Raw genomic sequence first — 15,314 nt, 5'->3', positions numbered from 1 at the left:
GGCCGCGCATGATCCGCCGCCTGCACGACACCAACGACCTGGTGCGCGCGTTCCCGCGCGTGCATTTCGTCGGCATCGGCGGCACCGGCATGAGCGGTATCGCCGAAGTGATGCTGACGCTGGGCTATGAAGTGTCCGGCTCGGACAACGCCGACAACGTGGCGACCCGCCGCCTGGCCAGCCTGGGTGCGCGCATCATGCGCGGCCACTCGGCGGCCAACGTGCTGGGCACCGACTGCGTGGTGGTCTCCAGCGCCATCCGCGAAGACAACCCGGAACTGATGGAAGCGCGCAGCCAGCGCATTCCGATCATGCCGCGTGCGGCCATGCTGGCCGAGCTGATGCGCTTCCGTCGCGGCATCGCCGTGGCCGGTACGCATGGCAAGACCACCACCACCAGCCTGACCGCTGCGGTATTGAGCGAAGGCGGCCTGGACCCGACGTTCGTGATTGGTGGCCAGCTGCTGGCCGCCGGCGCCAACGCCAAGCTGGGTGGTGGCCAGTGGCTGGTGGCCGAGGCCGACGAAAGCGATGGCAGCTTCCTGCGCCTGAATCCGTTGATGTCGATCATCACCAACATCGATGCCGATCATCTGGAGAACTACGGCAACGACTTTGCCCGCGTGCAGGCGGCGTTTGCCGAGTTCCTGCAGCGCCTGCCGTTCTATGGCCTGGCGGTGCTGTGCATCGACGACCCGGAAGTGGCTGCGCTGGCCGCCAGGACCCCGCGCCACGTGATGAGCTACGGCATGAGCCCGCAGGCCGACGTGCGCGCCGAGAACGTGGTGCAGGAAGGGTCGCGCATGCGCTTCACCCTGCGCCTGCCGCAGGGCACCAGCCAGGAAGTGGTACTGGCACTGCCGGGCAGGCACAACGTACTCAACGCACTGGCCGCCGCCGCAGTGGGCTGGCAGCTGGGCGTGGCCCCGGACGCCATCGCGCGTGCGCTGGAAGGCTTCGCCGGTGTCGGCCGTCGCTTCAACGATCTGGGCGAAGTGACCACCGCCAGTGGCGCCAAGGTGCGCATCATCGATGACTACGGTCATCACCCGAGCGAGCTGGAAGCCGTGTTCGCCGCCGCCCGTGGTGGCTGGGCCGACAAGCGCCTGGTGGTGGCCTTCCAGCCGCACCGCTACAGCCGAACCCGCGACCAGTTCGACAAGTTCGCCGCAGTGCTGTCCAGCGTCGATGCGCTGGTGCTGAGCGAGGTCTACCCGGCTGGCGAGGAACCGATTGCCGGTGCCGACTCGCATGCGCTGGCCCGCGCCATCCGCGCGCGCGGCCGCAGCGAACCGGTGGTGGTTGGCAAGGCCGCCGAGCTGGCCAGCGTGCTGCCGGACGTGCTGCAGGACGGTGACCTGCTGCTGATGATGGGGGCGGGCGACATCGGCGCCGTGGCTACCCACATCGCGGTGGAAGGCTTCAAGGGGGAGGGCGAGGCGTGAGCGCGCTGACCTTCCCGCCGCTGCGCGTGACCGACCCGGCTGTATTCGGCCGCGTCGCCGTGCTGCTCGGTGGCACTTCCAGCGAACGCGAGGTGTCGCTGGATTCCGGCCGCAACGTACTGGAAGCACTGCAGTCGCGCGGTGTCGATGCGTTCGCGGTGGACGGCATTCCGGCGCTGGCCAAGGCGCTGGCTGCCGGCGGCATCGACCGTGTGTTCAACATCCTGCACGGCCACAACGGTGGTGGTGAGGACGGCATCGTGCAGGGCCTGATGGACGCCTTCGGCGTGCCGTACACCGGCTCGGACGTGCTGGGCTCTGCGCTGAGCATGGACAAGATCCGTACCAAGCAGGTGTGGTTGTCGCTGGGCCTGCCGACCCCGCAATACCGCAAGGTCGACGCATCGAACGTGCATGCACTGGCGGCCGAGCTGGGCCTGCCGGTGGTGGTGAAGCCGGCCAACGAAGGCTCCAGCGTGGGCATCAGCCGGGTCACCGACGACGCCGGCCTGGATGAGGCCGTGGCCTTGGCTGCGCGCTACGACGGCCAGCTGCTGATGGAGCAGATGGTGGTCGGCGACGAACTGACCGTGGCCATTCTCGGCGACGTCGCGCTGCCGTCGATCCGCATCGTGCCCAAGGGCCAGTGGTACGACTACAACGCCAAGTACATCGCCGAGGACACCCAGTACCTGTGCCCGGGCCTGGACGGTGGCGACGAAGAGGAAATCCGCCGCATCGCGCTGGCCGCGTTCCGCGCTGCTGGCTGCCGTGGTTGGGGCCGCGTGGACGTGATGCGCGACCGCAGCAGCGGCCGCTTCTTCCTGCTGGAAGTGAATACCGCGCCGGGCATGACCAGCCATTCGCTGGTGCCCAAGGCCGCAGGCCAGGCCGGCATCAGCTTCGAAGAGCTGGTGTGGCGCGTGCTGGAACAGACCCTGGAGGCCTCGCACGCATGAACGCGGTGCTGCGCATCTTCGTCTGGCTGTTGGCGCTGTCGGTGGTTGCACTGCCGGTGGTGGCCGTGGTCAATGGCTGGGTCGGCGCCGAGCGCTGGCCGCTGGCGAAGCTGCGCGTGCATGGCGAGTTCAAGCGGGTACCGGCCGAACAGCTGCAGCAGGTGCTGCTGCCGTATGCGCGCGCCGGGTTCTTCGCGGTCAAGCTGCAGGATGCCCAGGACGCACTGGAAAAGCTGCCGTGGGTGGAAAGCGCACGGGTACGCAAGCAGTGGCCGGATGTGCTGGAAGTAACCCTGGTCGAGCACAAGCCGTTCGCGCGCTGGGGCAACGACCGCCTGGTTTCCGAGCAGGGCAAGCTGTTCCCCACGCCGAAGAAGCTGGCCGACCTTGCGCTGCCCGAACTGGATGGCCCGGACAGCCAGACCGAGGAAGTGATGAAGCTGTACAGCGACTCGCGTGCATTGTTCGCACCGGCCGGCGTCGATGTGCGCCGGGTGACGATGGATGCACGCGGCAGCTGGTCGCTGGTGCTGAGCAACGGCACCGAAGTGGTGGTCGGCCGCGACGACGCGCGCTCGCGCATGCAGCGCTTCGTCAAGGTACTGCCGCAGCTCAACCGTCAGGACGCGCCGATCGAGCGCGCCGACCTCCGTTACACCAATGGTTTCACGCTGAGCTGGGGTACCCCGGCCACGCCGGCGAAAGCGCCGGCGACCCCGGCCAGAAGCACGCAGGAAAGGACATGAATCGCAAGGGTGACAAATCGCTGATCGTTGGCCTGGACATCGGCACCTCCAAGGTGGTGGCGCTGGTGGGCGAGTATTCGCCGGGCAACCCGATCGAAGTGATCGGCATCGGCTCGCACGAGTCGCGCGGTTTGAAGCGCGGCGTGGTGGTGGACATCGAATCGACCGTGCAGTCGATCCAGCGCGCGGTGGAAGAAGCCGAGCTGATGGCCGGCTGCGAGATCCGCTCGGTGTACGCCTCGATCTCCGGCAACCACGTGCAGTGCAAGAACTCGCCGGGCATCGTGCCGATCCGCGACGGGGAAGTGACCTGGGGCGACCTGGATCGCGTGCTCGATGCGGCCAAGGCGGTGGCGATTCCGGCCGACCAGAAGATCCTGCACGCGATCCCGCGCGAGTACGTGCTGGACGATTCGCAGGAAGGCATCCGCAATCCGGTCGGCATGACCGGCGTGCGCCTGGAGGTGCATGCGCACCTGGTGGTGTGCGCGCAGTCAGCCGCGGCCAACATCAGCAAGTGCGTGCAGCGCTGCGGCCTGCAGGTGGATGACCTGGTGCTGTCCTCGCTGGCCTCCAGCGTTGCGGTGCTGACCGCCGACGAACGCGAGCTGGGCGTGGTGCTGGTCGACATGGGCGCCGGCACCACCGACATCGCGGTGTTCGTGCAGGGCGCGATCTGCCACACGGCTTCGCTGCCGATCGCCGGCGACCACGTCACCAATGACATCGCGCACATGCTGCGCACGCCCACCCCGGAAGCCGAGCAGATCAAGGTGCGCTACGCCTGCGCCCTGGCCCAGCTGGCCACTGCCGAGGAAAGCATCCAGGTGCCGTCGGTGGGCGACCGCCCGCCGCGCCGCATGCCGCGCCATTCGCTGGCGCAGGCGGTGCAGGGCCGTTACGAGGAAATCTTCGAGATGGTGCAGGCCGAACTGCGCCGCTCCGGCTTCGAGGAACTGGTGCGCGCCGGCATGGTGCTGACCGGTGGTGCCTCGAAGATGGAAGGCGTAGTCGAGCTGGCCGAGGAAATGCTGCAGATGCCGGTGCGCGTGGGCATCCCGCAGCACGTTACCGGCCTGGGCGAAGTGGTGGGCAACCCGGTGCATGCCACCGGCGTGGGCCTGCTGCTGATGGGCAGCCAGATCGAGCACCCGCGCCGGCCGTCGCTACCGACCGGGCGCGCCGGAAGCATGTTCAAGAAACTCAAGACCTGGTTCCGCGGCGAGTTCTGACGCGGAACCCGTAACACCGGGGTCACCCCGGCGCAGCACCTGCAGTACCCGCATCACAACGCAGCAACGCAATACACAACCCACACAGCCGCAACGGCAACATGACACGCGAAGGCAGGAGGCCCGACCGTCCATGCCACCGACAAGCGGATACAACGAGGACACGGACATGGCGCATTTTGAACTGATCGAAAAGATGGCACCCAATGCGGTGATCAAGGTGGTTGGCGTGGGCGGCGGCGGCGGCAATGCCGTGGCGCACATGGTCAACTCGGCGGTGGACGGCGTGGAATTCATCACCGCCAACACCGACTCGCAGGCCATCAAGAATTGCGGTGCCAAGCTGCAGCTGCAGCTGGGTACCAACGTGACCAAGGGCCTGGGCGCAGGCGCGAACCCGGAAGTCGGCCGCCAGGCCGCGCTGGAAGACCGTGAGCGCATCATGGACGCCCTGCAGGGCGCGGACATGGTGTTCATCACCGCCGGCATGGGCGGCGGCACCGGCACCGGCGCTGCACCGGTGGTGGCGCAGCTGGCCAAGGAGATGGGCATCCTGACCGTGGCCGTGGTCACCAAGCCGTTCCCGTTCGAAGGCCGTCGCCGCATGCAGGTGGCGCTGAAGGGCATCGAGGAACTGAGCCAGCACTGCGACTCGCTGATCACCATCCCGAACGAGAAGCTGATCACCGTGCTGGGCCGCAACGCGACCATGATCCAGGCATTCCGCGCCGCCAACGACGTGCTGCAGGGCGCCGTGCAGGGCATCGCCGACCTGATCGTGCGTCCGGGCCTGATCAACGTCGACTTCGCCGACGTGCGCACCGTCATGTCCGAAATGGGCCTGGCGATGATGGGTACCGGCACTGCCCGTGGCGATGACCGCGCCCAGGCCGCTGCCGAATCGGCCATCCAGAACCCGCTGCTGGACGACGTGAACCTGGCCGGTGCCAACGGCATCCTGGTCAACATCACCGCCGGTGCGGACTTCACCATGGCCGAGTTCGACGAGATCGGCCGCACCATCGACGGCTTCGCTTCGGAAGACGCCACCGTGGTGGTCGGCACCGTGCTCGACCCGGACATGCAGGACGAAGTGCGCGTGACCGTGGTGGCCACCGGCCTGAACCGCGTGTCGGCCAGCAAGGCCCAGCGTCCGGGCGAGCGTGCGCCGATCAAGCTGGTCCGCAACGCCACCACCGGCCAGCCGGAGTTCGGCGACTTCGACAACGGCGGCGACGCCGTGTCCAAGGCCGTCGGCGGCATGGGCCTGGGCCTGCGTCGCGCCAGCAGCGATACCGCGGCGGCTTCGGCCCCGTCGGCGCCGTCCTCTTCGGCCCCGGCCGCGGCAGAACTGCCGAACGATTACCTGGACATCCCGGCGTTCCTGCGCCGCCAGGCGGACTGAGCGGGCCGGCCCGGGGTTGTCCTCCCCGGGTTGCGCCACCATGTCCTGAAAACGCGGGCGCCGGGCCAGGATGGGCCCGGCCGCCCTGCTTCATGTGCGTCCCATTGGCGCGCCGGTGTGTCCTGCCTGCCTTTCAGCCGGGGTAGGGGACCGTGCGTGTTAATCTAATGTGTCACTTCCGGTCCATCCCCCATGATCCAGCAACGCACCCTCAAGAACACGATCCGCGCCACCGGCGTTGGCCTGCACAGCGGCGACAAGGTCTACATGACCCTGCGCCCGGCACCGGTCAACCATGGCATCGTGTTCCGCCGCGTGGACCTGGACCCGGTGGTGGAAGTGCCGGCCAAGGCCGAGCTGGTCACCGAAGTGACCCTGTGCACCGGCCTGACCTGCAACGACGCCAAGATCCAGACCGTCGAACATCTGATGTCGGCGCTGGCCGGCCTGGGCGTGGACAACATCATTGTCGAACTGTCCTCGGCCGAGCTGCCGATCATGGACGGTTCGGCCGGCCCGTTCGTGTTCCTGCTGCAGTCGGCGGGCATCGTGGAACAGGATGCGCCCAAGCGCTTCATCCGCGTGCTGAAGACCGTGGAAGTGACCGAAGGCGACAAGGTGGCCCGCTTCAGCCCGTACGAGGGCTACAAGCTGGGCTTCACCATCCAGTTCGACCACCCGATGATTCCGGCCAAGCAGTCGCGCCAGGAAATCGAGTTCTCGACGCTGGCCTACACCAAGGAAATCTCCCGCGCGCGCACCTTCGGTTTCATGCGCGACCTGGAATACATGCGCGAGCGCAACCTGGGCCTGGGCGGTTCGATGGACAACGCCATCGTGCTGGACGAGTTCCGCGTGCTCAACGAAGACGGCCTGCGCTATGCCGACGAATTCGTGCGCCACAAGATCCTCGATGCGATCGGCGACCTCTACCTGGCCGGTGGCCAGGTGCTGGGTGCCTACGAAGGCTTCAAGTCCGGTCACGCCCTCAACAACAAGCTGGTGCGGGCGCTGATGGCCGACGCCACTGCCTGGGAATGGGTCAGTTTCGACTCGCCGGCGACGCCGGATCCGGTCGAATATGCCACTCCGGCCTACGCCTGATTTCTGTAGGCTGTTGAATTTAAAGACAAAAACGCCGCCTTCCAGGGCGGCGTTGTCGTTTCAGGCGTGTTCGGCGCATTCAGCATGCTTGATACGCGTCAAGGCCGGTTCGAGGTCACGGTTTTGTGAACCTGTTGGATCGGAAGCCTGAATTTAACGCAGTTTTAACAACAATCTAACGACAGGCCCCCGGATGGCAGCTAGGATGCGACCCGGCCCCCGAAATGTTTCACGCCGTGGTGACACGTGCGACGGGGAGCGGAGCCGGATGCTCCGTTGTCGTCAGGACCGCTTCTTCGGCTTCGAAGGAACGTCCTGCAGGCAAGCCAAGGCGTCGCGTAGCCCTTTGTGCGTGGCGGCTGAAACTGCGTGGGGTCCATTCCGGTTGTCGAGCGCTGGGGAGCGCGTGGGAGTGGGAGACGCAGTCTTGATGGTCACCCTGGTGGCCTTCAGCCCGATGGAACGGGCCGCGTCGAGCAACTGGGCTTCGGCAAGCCGCAACTTGGCATGCCAGACCGGGGACTCGACGAGAAAAACGAGGTGTTCCCCGTCCACATTGGCCAGCCGGCAACGGCTGCGCAGAGGTGGCGGCAACTGGGGGCGCAACTGACGGTCCAGCGCGTCGAGCCACAAGGCACGCCGCAGCGGGTTCCCGCTTTTGTCCGCCATCACCGCATCCAGCGCCGGCTTCGGCACTGACGCGGGGCGAACGCTGGATTTCGGCTCAGACATGAAAACTCACTGATGGCATTCAAAAAGATCGTAATCAAAACGCGTGAAGGACAGGCCAAGTCGTCGCCGATCGCGCGTTTGCGGTTCTATTTCGAGGACCGCCCCCGCGCCCTGCTGGGCAGCGTGCTCGGGGTAGGCTGCATTATCGGCCTTGCTGGCGGCATTGGCGCCAGCGCGCTGAATGATTCCCGGCTGCAGGCCAAGGTCGAGCGCCAGGATGCGGAACTGGCCAAGGTCAAGCGCGATGCGCAGACCCAGGTCAACGCGCTGGCGGCACGCCTCGGCGAGCTGCAGGCGCAGGCTACCCGCCTGAACGCCCTTGGCGAACGGCTGACCCAGATGGGCAAGCTGGAAGACGGCGAGTTCGACTTCAACGAGACCCCTGGCCTCGGTGACGGCGATGCCGGCGGCCCGACCAGCGACATCCCGGTCAAGGACGTCAACGCCGACTTACAGGTGCTGGAGCAGCGTTTCGCTGCTTCAGGCCGCCAGTTGTCGGTGATGGAGTCGCTGATGTTCGACCACCAGCTGCAGCAGAACGCCGTGCCGTCGCGCATGCCGATCCGCAACAGCTACGTGACCTCCGGCTTCGGCACCCGTGCCGACCCGTTCGGCCGCGGTGCCGCCACCCACAAGGGCATGGACTTCCACGCCAAGGTCGGCGACCCGGTGATGGCCGTGGCCGAAGGCGTGGTCAGCTTCGCCGGCGTGAAGGGCGGCTACGGCAACGTGGTCGATGTCGACCACGGTAATGGCTACGTCACCCGCTACGCGCACAATTCGCGCCTGGTGGTGAAGGCCGGTGACCTGGTCCGTGCCGGTCAGGAAGTGGCCAAGGCCGGTTCCACCGGACGTTCGACCGGCGCCCACGTGCACTTCGAGGTGTGGGAGAACGGCAACGTGGTCAACCCGCGCAAGTTCCTCGGCGACGGCGGCAACACGCCGGTCGGCCGCATCAGCCGCGGCTGATGCCCGGGTCGGATCCCTTCCGCGCCGCGGTAGGGCTCTGACCCGATGCGGTTGATCTGGTAGTGCCGGCCGCTGGCCGGCAACCTCATGATCTTCGGCAGCATCGCGGATCACCGGCCAGCGGCCGGCACTACCTCTCGGGGTTGAAACCTCAGCCGCCCGTCCCAAGCTACAATGGGTGTTGCCATCGACAGGGCGCCAGGCGCCCTGTTTCGTTTGCGGCGGACGGATCCCAAGGGGGAGGCCGGGCGTCGTGTCCATCCAACCCGGTTCCTTCAATGATCAACAGCCTGCTTACCCGCGTATTTGGCAGTCGTAACGAACGACAGCTGCGCCAGCTCAACCGCATCGTCGCCAAGATCAATGCGCTGGAGCCGGAGATCGAGAAGCTTTCCGACGAGCAGCTTCAGGCCAAGACGCCGGAGTTCAAGCAGCGCATCGCTGACGGTGAAGCCCTGGACAAGGTGCTGCCGGAAGCCTTCGCGGTCTGCCGCGAAGCCGGCCGCCGCGTGCTGGGCATGCGCCACTACGACGTGCAGCTGATCGGCGGCATGGTGCTTCACCTGGGCAAGATCGCAGAAATGCGCACCGGTGAAGGCAAGACCCTGGTGGCGACCCTGCCGGTGTATCTCAACGCGCTGGAAGGCAAGGGCGTGCACGTGGTCACCGTGAACGACTACCTGGCGCGCCGCGACGCCGCGCAGATGGGCAAGCTGTACAACTGGCTGGGCCTGAGCGTGGGCGTGGTCTACCCGGGCATGCCGCACAGCGACAAGCGCGAAGCCTATGCTGCGGACATCACCTACGGCACCAACAACGAATTCGGCTTCGACTACCTGCGCGACAACATGGCGCTGTCCAAGGCCGACCGCTACCAGCGCGGCCTGCACTACGCCATCGTCGACGAAGTCGACTCCATCCTGATCGACGAAGCGCGTACCCCGCTGATCATCTCCGGCCCGGCCGATGATTCCCCGGAGCTGTACATCCGTGTCAACCGCGTCGTGCCGCACCTGGTCAAGCAGGAAGCGGAAGACGGCGAAGGCGACTTCTGGGTCGACGAGAAGGGCAAGCAGGTGCACCTGTCCGAAGCGGGCATGGAGCACGCCGAGCAGCTGCTGGTGGAAGCCGGCATCCTCAACGGCGAAACCGAAGGCCTGTACGCGGCGCAGAACCTGACCGTGGTCCACCATCTCAACGCCGCCCTGCGCGCGCACGCGATCTACCAGCGTGACGTTGACTACATCGTGCGCGACGGCGAAGTGGTCATCGTCGATGAGTTCACCGGCCGTACCCTGGCCGGCCGCCGCTGGTCCGATGGCCTGCACCAGGCGGTGGAAGCGAAGGAAGGCGTGCCGGTCCAGCGCGAGAACCAGACGCTGGCGAGCATCACCTTCCAGAACCTGTTCCGCATGTACAAGAAGCTGTCCGGCATGACCGGCACGGCCGATACCGAAGCCTTCGAGTTCCAGAGCATCTACGGCCTGGAAGTGGTGGTGATCCCGACCAACCGCCCGACCATCCGCAAGGACAGCCCGGACCAGGTGTTCCTCAACCGCAAGGGCAAGTTCAATGCGGTGCTGGCCGACATCGAAGAGTGCGCCAAGCGCGGCCAGCCGGTGCTGGTCGGTACCACCTCGATTGAAACTTCGGAAATGCTGTCCGAGCACCTGAGCAAGGCCGGTGTGAAGCACGAAGTGCTCAATGCCAAGCAGCACGACCGCGAAGCGACCATCGTCGCCAACGCCGGCCGTCCGGGCGCGGTGACCATCGCCACCAACATGGCCGGCCGTGGTACCGACATCGTGCTGGGCGGTTCGTTGGAAGCAGAGCTCCACGCGCTGGGCGAGGACGCGACCGACGAGCAGAAGGCCGCGGTCAAGGCCGACTGGCAGAAGCGCCACGAGGCAGTGAAGGCGGCGGGCGGCCTGCACATCGTCGGCACCGAGCGCCATGAGTCGCGCCGTATCGACAACCAGTTGCGTGGCCGTTCGGGTCGCCAGGGTGACCCGGGTTCGTCCCGCTTCTACCTGTCGCTGGAAGACAATCTGATGCGCATCTTCGCCTCCGACTGGGTGCAGAAGGCCATGCGCATGATGGGCATGAAGGAAGACGACGTCATCGAAGACCGCCTGGTCAGCCGCCAGATCGAGAAGGCGCAGCGCAAGGTCGAGGCCCACAACTTCGACATCCGCAAGAACCTGCTGGACTTCGACGACGTCAACAACGACCAGCGCAAGGTGATCTACGCCCAGCGCGACGAACTGCTGGACGCCGAGTCGGTGAAGGACAACGTCGACGGCATCCGCGACGACGTGATCTTCGACGTGGTGGCCCGCTTCGTGCCGCCGAACTCGATCGACGAGCAGTGGGACCTGCGTGGCCTGGAAGCGACCCTGGAGTCGGACTTCGGCCTGCAGATGTCGCTGACCGACCTGGTCAAGGAACACGAGGAGCTGGACGCCGAGGCCATTGCCGCCAAGGTGCAGGAACGCGTCAACCAGCACTTCGCCGAGAAGGAAGCCGGCGTGGGCGAAGAGACCATGCGCGCGCTGGAGAAGCACGTGATGCTGACCGTGCTGGACCAGAGCTGGAAGGAGCACCTGGCGCGCATGGATTACCTGCGCCAGGGCATCTACCTGCGTGGTTACGCGCAGAAGCAGCCCAAGCAGGAATACAAGAAGGAAGCCTTCGAGCTGTTCTCGGACATGCTGGAAAACGTCAAGCGCGAAGTGGTGACCCTGCTGTCGCGCGTGCGCATCCGCAGCGACGAGGAAGTGCAGGCGCTGGAAGCGGCCGAACGCCAGCAGGCCGAAGCCCGCCTGAGCCAGTCGCAGTTCCAGCACCAGGACGTGGGCGGTTACAGCGCCGACGAGGAAGCCGCGCAGGTGCAGGCTGCCCAGCAGGGCGTGGCGCAGATGCAGCGCGACGAGCCGAAGATCGGCCGCAACGATCCGTGCCCGTGCGGCAGTGGCAAGAAGTACAAGCACTGCCACGGCCAGCTGAGCTGATGCCGAAGAGCCCCGCGAAAGCGGGGCTTTTCGTTTGTGGCAGGGGAGTTGCAGCGCATCCGTGATTGCGCCGGCCGCCCTGTTCTGGGCATGCTTCCCCCCATGCCTTCCCCCACCCGATCGATCCATGTCGTGGCCGCCGTCATCACCGACGCCCGTGGCCGCGTGCTGCTCAACCGCCGTACCGAGAACCGCGACATGGCCGGCCTGTGGGAGTTTCCCGGCGGCAAACGCGAATCCGGCGAGACCTCCGAACAGGCGCTGGTGCGCGAGCTGCGCGAGGAACTGGGCATCGAGGCCGATGTCGGCGAGTGGCTGATGGATGTGCCGCAGCGCTATCCGGACAAGCACCTGACCTTGGAGGTGCGCCATGTACGCAGCTGGAAGGGGACGCCGCGCGGGCGGGAGGGCCAGGCAATCACCTGGGTGGCGCCGGACAAGCTGGGCCGCTATTCAATGCCACCGGCCGACCTGCCGGTGGTGGCTGCCCTGCGCCAGCCCGACAGCTACCTGATCACCCCGGCACCGGCCGATGATGAGGGCGGCGTGCAGCATTGGCATGAACAGCTGCAGCGCGTGGTGGCCGCGGGCCAGCAGCGCATCCAGCTGCGGTTGCCGACGGCGCATCCGCAGCGGCAGGCGATGGTCGAACAGGCCGTGCGCGCGCATCGTCGCAGTGGGGTGCAGTGGCTGCTCAATCGCGATATCGAACTGGCGCGTGCATTGGGCGTGGGCGTACACCTGGGCAGCGAGCAGTTGCAGGAACTGTCGCAGCGTCCACTTCCCCAAGGCCAGCTGGTGGCCGCATCCTGCCACGACCTGCAGCAGCTGCAGGCCGCACAGCAGCTGGGCTGCGACTTCGCCGTGCTGGGCCCGGTGCAGGCCACGGCCAGCCATCCGGACGCGGTGCCGCTGGGCTGGGACGCGTTCGCCGAGCTGCGCGCGCAGGTGTCACTGCCGATCTATGCGCTGGGCGGCATGGGCCGCGGTCACGTCGCCGAAGCGCGTCGCCATGGCGGGCAGGGCATCGCCGCCATTCGCGGGCTGTGGCCAGAGTGAGCCGGCATGCGGGGTCAGATCCCTGCGCAGCAGGGCTCTGCCCCCTCCCGATCACAGCGTGATCCAGAAACAACCATATTGCCGCCGCAACCCCAGCACCGTCGAGGCGCGCGCCACGCTGCCCGGCAACGTCTGCTCCAGGCGCAGGCCGACCGGATGGCGCACGGCCGGCGGCTCGGGGTCGAACCCCTGCGCAGCAGGGCTCTGACCCTCCTCCGGCACTGCGACCTGGTCCTGCCGCGGATACACCGGCACCACGTCCACCAGCGGCCGCCGCGCCAACGATTCCAGTTGGCCGAGAATGCGCTGCGCGCCCGCGTCGGACACCGAGCCCCACAGGTACAGCGAGGACAGCCGATTGACGTCGTTGCTGAGGATGCCGTTGCGCAATGCGTCCACGAGCTCGCTCAGCCGGCGCGGGCAGCGTGCACCCAGCGTGTCGCGCGCTGCGGTATTGCCGGTCGGGGAGGGCGGCGGCAGCCGTGACCGTGCACCCACGCTGTCGCAGGGCCGGTCGGTATACACGCTCTGGCCCTGCGCATCGGTGCAGCGGTTCAGGCGCGTGGACTGTGCGTGGGCGACGTTCGACAGCACGCATAGCGGCAGCAGCAACAGCAGGAAGGAAAGCCGGATCATCCTCGCAGGGTAGCGCCGATCCGGTCCGCATGGCGTGCTTTCAGCCGTGCAGCAGCTTCAGCACCGAGGTGGTCGGCTTGGCCAGGTTCAAGGTGTAGAAGTGCAGGCCGGGCGCGCCGCCTTCGATCAGGCGCTGGCACAGCCGGGCCACCACTTCCGTGCCGAATGCACGTACCGACTCGGCGTCATCGCCGTAGGCCTGCATCTTGCGGCCGATCCAGCGCGGAATCTCCGCACCGCACTGTTCGGAGAAGCGGCGCAGCTGGCTGAAGTTGGCGATCGGCATGATGCCGGGCGTGATCGGCACCTGCACGCCGAGCCGGCGCACTTCATCGACGAAGTGGAAGTAGGCATCCGGGTTGAAGAAGTACTGGGTGATCGCCGCATCGGCACCGGCATCGATCTTGGCCTTGAAGTGCTTCAGGTCAGCCAGCGCATCGGTCGCCTGCGGATGCGTTTCCGGATACGCGCCCACTTCGATGTGGAACGCATCGCCGTGCTCGGTGCGGATGAAGTCGATCAGCTCGGCGGCGTAGCGCATGTCGCCGGGGAAGCCCATGCCCGAGGGAAGGTCACCGCGCAGCGCGACCAGGCGACGGCAGCCGATGGCGCGGTACAGCTTGAGCAGTTCGCGGATCTCCTGGCGGGTGCCGCCCACGCACGACAGGTGCGGCGCGGCATCGAACCCATGGTGCTGGTTGAGGTGGCGCACGGTCTCGGAGGTATAGCTCAGGGTCGAGCCACCGGCGCCGAAGGTACACGACACGTATTCGGGGGCGTAGTCCTTCAGCTTGGCCGCAGCACGGTCCAGCTGGCTGCGCTGTTCGTCGGTCTTGGGCGGATAGAACTCGAAGCTGATGGCGGTCATGGCGCGGATGGCGGCGGCGGGTGCAGATCAGTATATCGCTTCATCAAGATGGATGTGCGATTGATATGTGAGGGTGGGCCATCCATGGCATGCGACCGTTCGCCCCGCCGTGCGGCCGCTGCTCCGAAATCGCAACCGGGGTGCCTCCGCCAGGCCCACGCTGCTCCCATCCCGGCACCACCCACCCAATGAAGGAGCAGACGATGAAGATCTTCCTGGCACTCTGGTACGCAATGAAGGCCCTGGCCCGGCTGGCGATGATCGGCATGGCGATGGCCGTGCTCGGTTCCGGCTCGGCGCATGCGGCGGCCGCCACCGGCACCGGCAAGGTGCAGGTCGAGGTGGTCGGCAAGGGCCGTCCGCTGCTGATGATCCCCGGCCTGAACAGCAGCGCCGAGGTCTGGCGCGAGACCTGCCTGGCGCTGAAGGACGTGCAGTGCCATCTGGTGCAGCTGCCGGGCTTTGCCGGCGCTGCGCCCGTCGACCCGCGCCCGGCCGAATTCCTGCCGGCCATGCGCGGGCAGCTGCTGGCCTACCTGCATGACCAACAGCTGGGCCCGGTGGTGGTGATCGGCCACAGTCTTGGCGGCCTGCTGGGGCTGCAGATGGCGCAGGCCGAGCCGAAGGCAGTCAGTGCGCTGGTGGTGGTCGACGCATTGCCGTTCCTGCCGGCCGCGCGTGACCCGAACGCCACCGCAGACAGCGTGCGGCCAATGGCCGACCAGCTGCGCAAGGGCATGCTCGCCGCCGATGCCGCGCAGTGGCAGGCGCAGCTGAAGGCCGGCCTGCCGGGCATGACCCGCGATCCACAGCGGCAGGCCGAGCTGGGGCGCTGGGGCGAAGCCAGCGACCGCCAGACCACCGCTGACGCCATGCATGCGGTGATGACCACCGACCTGCGTGACAACATCGCCTCGATCACCGCACCGACGCTGGTGCTGGGCAGCTGGGCCGGCTACCAGCCGATGGGCGGCACCGAGGACAGCACGCGCGCGGTGTTCCAGGCGCAGTACGCGAAACTGCAGGGCGTGCAGATCGCGATGAGCGCGCAGGGTTTCCACTTCCTGATGTGGGATGATCCGCGCTGGCTGCGCGGTCAGGTGCAGGCCTTCCTCGACCACCACCACTGAGTTTCAACACGCCTCGGA

Annotated in this window: 12 protein-coding genes and 1 pseudogene; 10 read left to right on the top strand and 3 right to left on the bottom strand. The window is 66.9% G+C overall.

The annotated features are described in order from the left end of the window. Positions 1-8 precede the first annotated feature (8 nt). The 6 genes and pseudogenes from murC (at position 9) to lpxC (ending at position 6,891) form a co-directional block, all read left to right on the top strand. Positions 9-1,445: a UDP-N-acetylmuramate--L-alanine ligase gene (murC, locus tag AC5P78_RS16560; RefSeq protein WP_005408080.1), complete on the top strand. Its 1,437-nt coding sequence runs from the start codon at positions 9-11 to the stop codon at positions 1,443-1,445. Next, on the top strand, positions 1,442-2,404 hold the full coding sequence (locus AC5P78_RS16555) for a D-alanine--D-alanine ligase (protein ID WP_049402364.1): 963 nt from the start codon (positions 1,442-1,444) through the stop codon (positions 2,402-2,404). Before murC ends, AC5P78_RS16555 begins: the two co-directional genes overlap by 4 nt. Then, positions 2,401-3,078 (top strand): annotated as a pseudogene (locus tag AC5P78_RS16550) (cell division protein FtsQ/DivIB); the annotation flags it as partial. The gene AC5P78_RS16555 and the pseudogene AC5P78_RS16550, both read left to right, overlap by 4 nt. 68 nt (positions 3,079-3,146) lie before the next feature. Next, the gene (gene ftsA / locus AC5P78_RS16545; protein ID WP_005408083.1) at positions 3,147-4,382 is read left to right on the top strand and encodes a cell division protein FtsA; all 1,236 of its coding nucleotides are present in this window, start codon (positions 3,147-3,149) and stop codon (positions 4,380-4,382) included. A 169-nt stretch (positions 4,383-4,551) separates the two neighbouring features. Beyond that, positions 4,552-5,787: a cell division protein FtsZ gene (gene ftsZ / locus AC5P78_RS16540; RefSeq protein ID WP_005408084.1), complete on the top strand. Its 1,236-nt coding sequence runs from the start codon at positions 4,552-4,554 to the stop codon at positions 5,785-5,787. A gap of 192 nt (positions 5,788-5,979) precedes the next feature. Beyond that, entirely contained in the window at positions 5,980-6,891 is a 912-nt protein-coding gene (gene lpxC, locus AC5P78_RS16535; protein WP_005408085.1) for a UDP-3-O-acyl-N-acetylglucosamine deacetylase, read from the top strand. Positions 6,892-7,173: 282 nt separating this feature from the next. Here the strand turns inward: lpxC and AC5P78_RS16530 are convergent, their stop codons facing one another. Continuing rightward, positions 7,174-7,623 carry a DciA family protein gene (locus AC5P78_RS16530; RefSeq protein WP_005408086.1) on the bottom strand — a complete coding sequence of 150 codons (450 nt, stop codon included), beginning with the start codon at positions 7,621-7,623 and terminating at the stop codon, positions 7,174-7,176. Positions 7,624-7,635: 12 nt separating this feature from the next. Here AC5P78_RS16530 and AC5P78_RS16525 point away from each other — a divergent pair, with 12 nt between their 5' ends. The 3 genes from AC5P78_RS16525 (at position 7,636) to AC5P78_RS16515 (ending at position 12,662) form a co-directional block, all read left to right on the top strand. Continuing rightward, positions 7,636-8,592, top strand: coding sequence for a M23 family metallopeptidase (locus AC5P78_RS16525; RefSeq protein ID WP_005408087.1), 957 nt, complete (start codon positions 7,636-7,638; stop codon positions 8,590-8,592). A 278-nt stretch (positions 8,593-8,870) separates the two neighbouring features. Then, the gene (gene secA / locus AC5P78_RS16520) at positions 8,871-11,603 is read left to right on the top strand and encodes a preprotein translocase subunit SecA (protein WP_005408088.1); all 2,733 of its coding nucleotides are present in this window, start codon (positions 8,871-8,873) and stop codon (positions 11,601-11,603) included. A 102-nt stretch (positions 11,604-11,705) separates the two neighbouring features. Continuing rightward, the gene (locus tag AC5P78_RS16515; protein ID WP_099475460.1) at positions 11,706-12,662 is read left to right on the top strand and encodes a Nudix family hydrolase; all 957 of its coding nucleotides are present in this window, start codon (positions 11,706-11,708) and stop codon (positions 12,660-12,662) included. A 51-nt stretch (positions 12,663-12,713) separates the two neighbouring features. Here AC5P78_RS16515 and AC5P78_RS16510 read toward each other — a convergent pair whose 3' ends face one another. Together AC5P78_RS16510 and metF are read right to left on the bottom strand one after the other, a co-directional pair. After that, positions 12,714-13,298 (bottom strand): DUF4124 domain-containing protein, encoded by a 585-nt coding sequence (locus AC5P78_RS16510; RefSeq protein WP_060380070.1) that lies wholly within the window; start codon positions 13,296-13,298, stop codon positions 12,714-12,716. A 40-nt stretch (positions 13,299-13,338) separates the two neighbouring features. After that, positions 13,339-14,166 (bottom strand): methylenetetrahydrofolate reductase [NAD(P)H], encoded by an 828-nt coding sequence (gene metF / locus AC5P78_RS16505; RefSeq protein WP_005412254.1) that lies wholly within the window; start codon positions 14,164-14,166, stop codon positions 13,339-13,341. Positions 14,167-14,369: 203 nt separating this feature from the next. Between metF and AC5P78_RS16500 the strand changes: the two genes are divergently transcribed. Beyond that, entirely contained in the window at positions 14,370-15,296 is a 927-nt protein-coding gene (locus AC5P78_RS16500; protein ID WP_060380071.1) for an alpha/beta fold hydrolase, read from the top strand. Positions 15,297-15,314 lie beyond the last annotated feature (18 nt).

It is taken from the genome of Stenotrophomonas sp. YJH_SMC_133, assembly GCF_059370655.1.
Note: the sequence above shows the minus strand (reverse complement) of the source record. Positions and strands in the feature narration are given on the sequence as shown.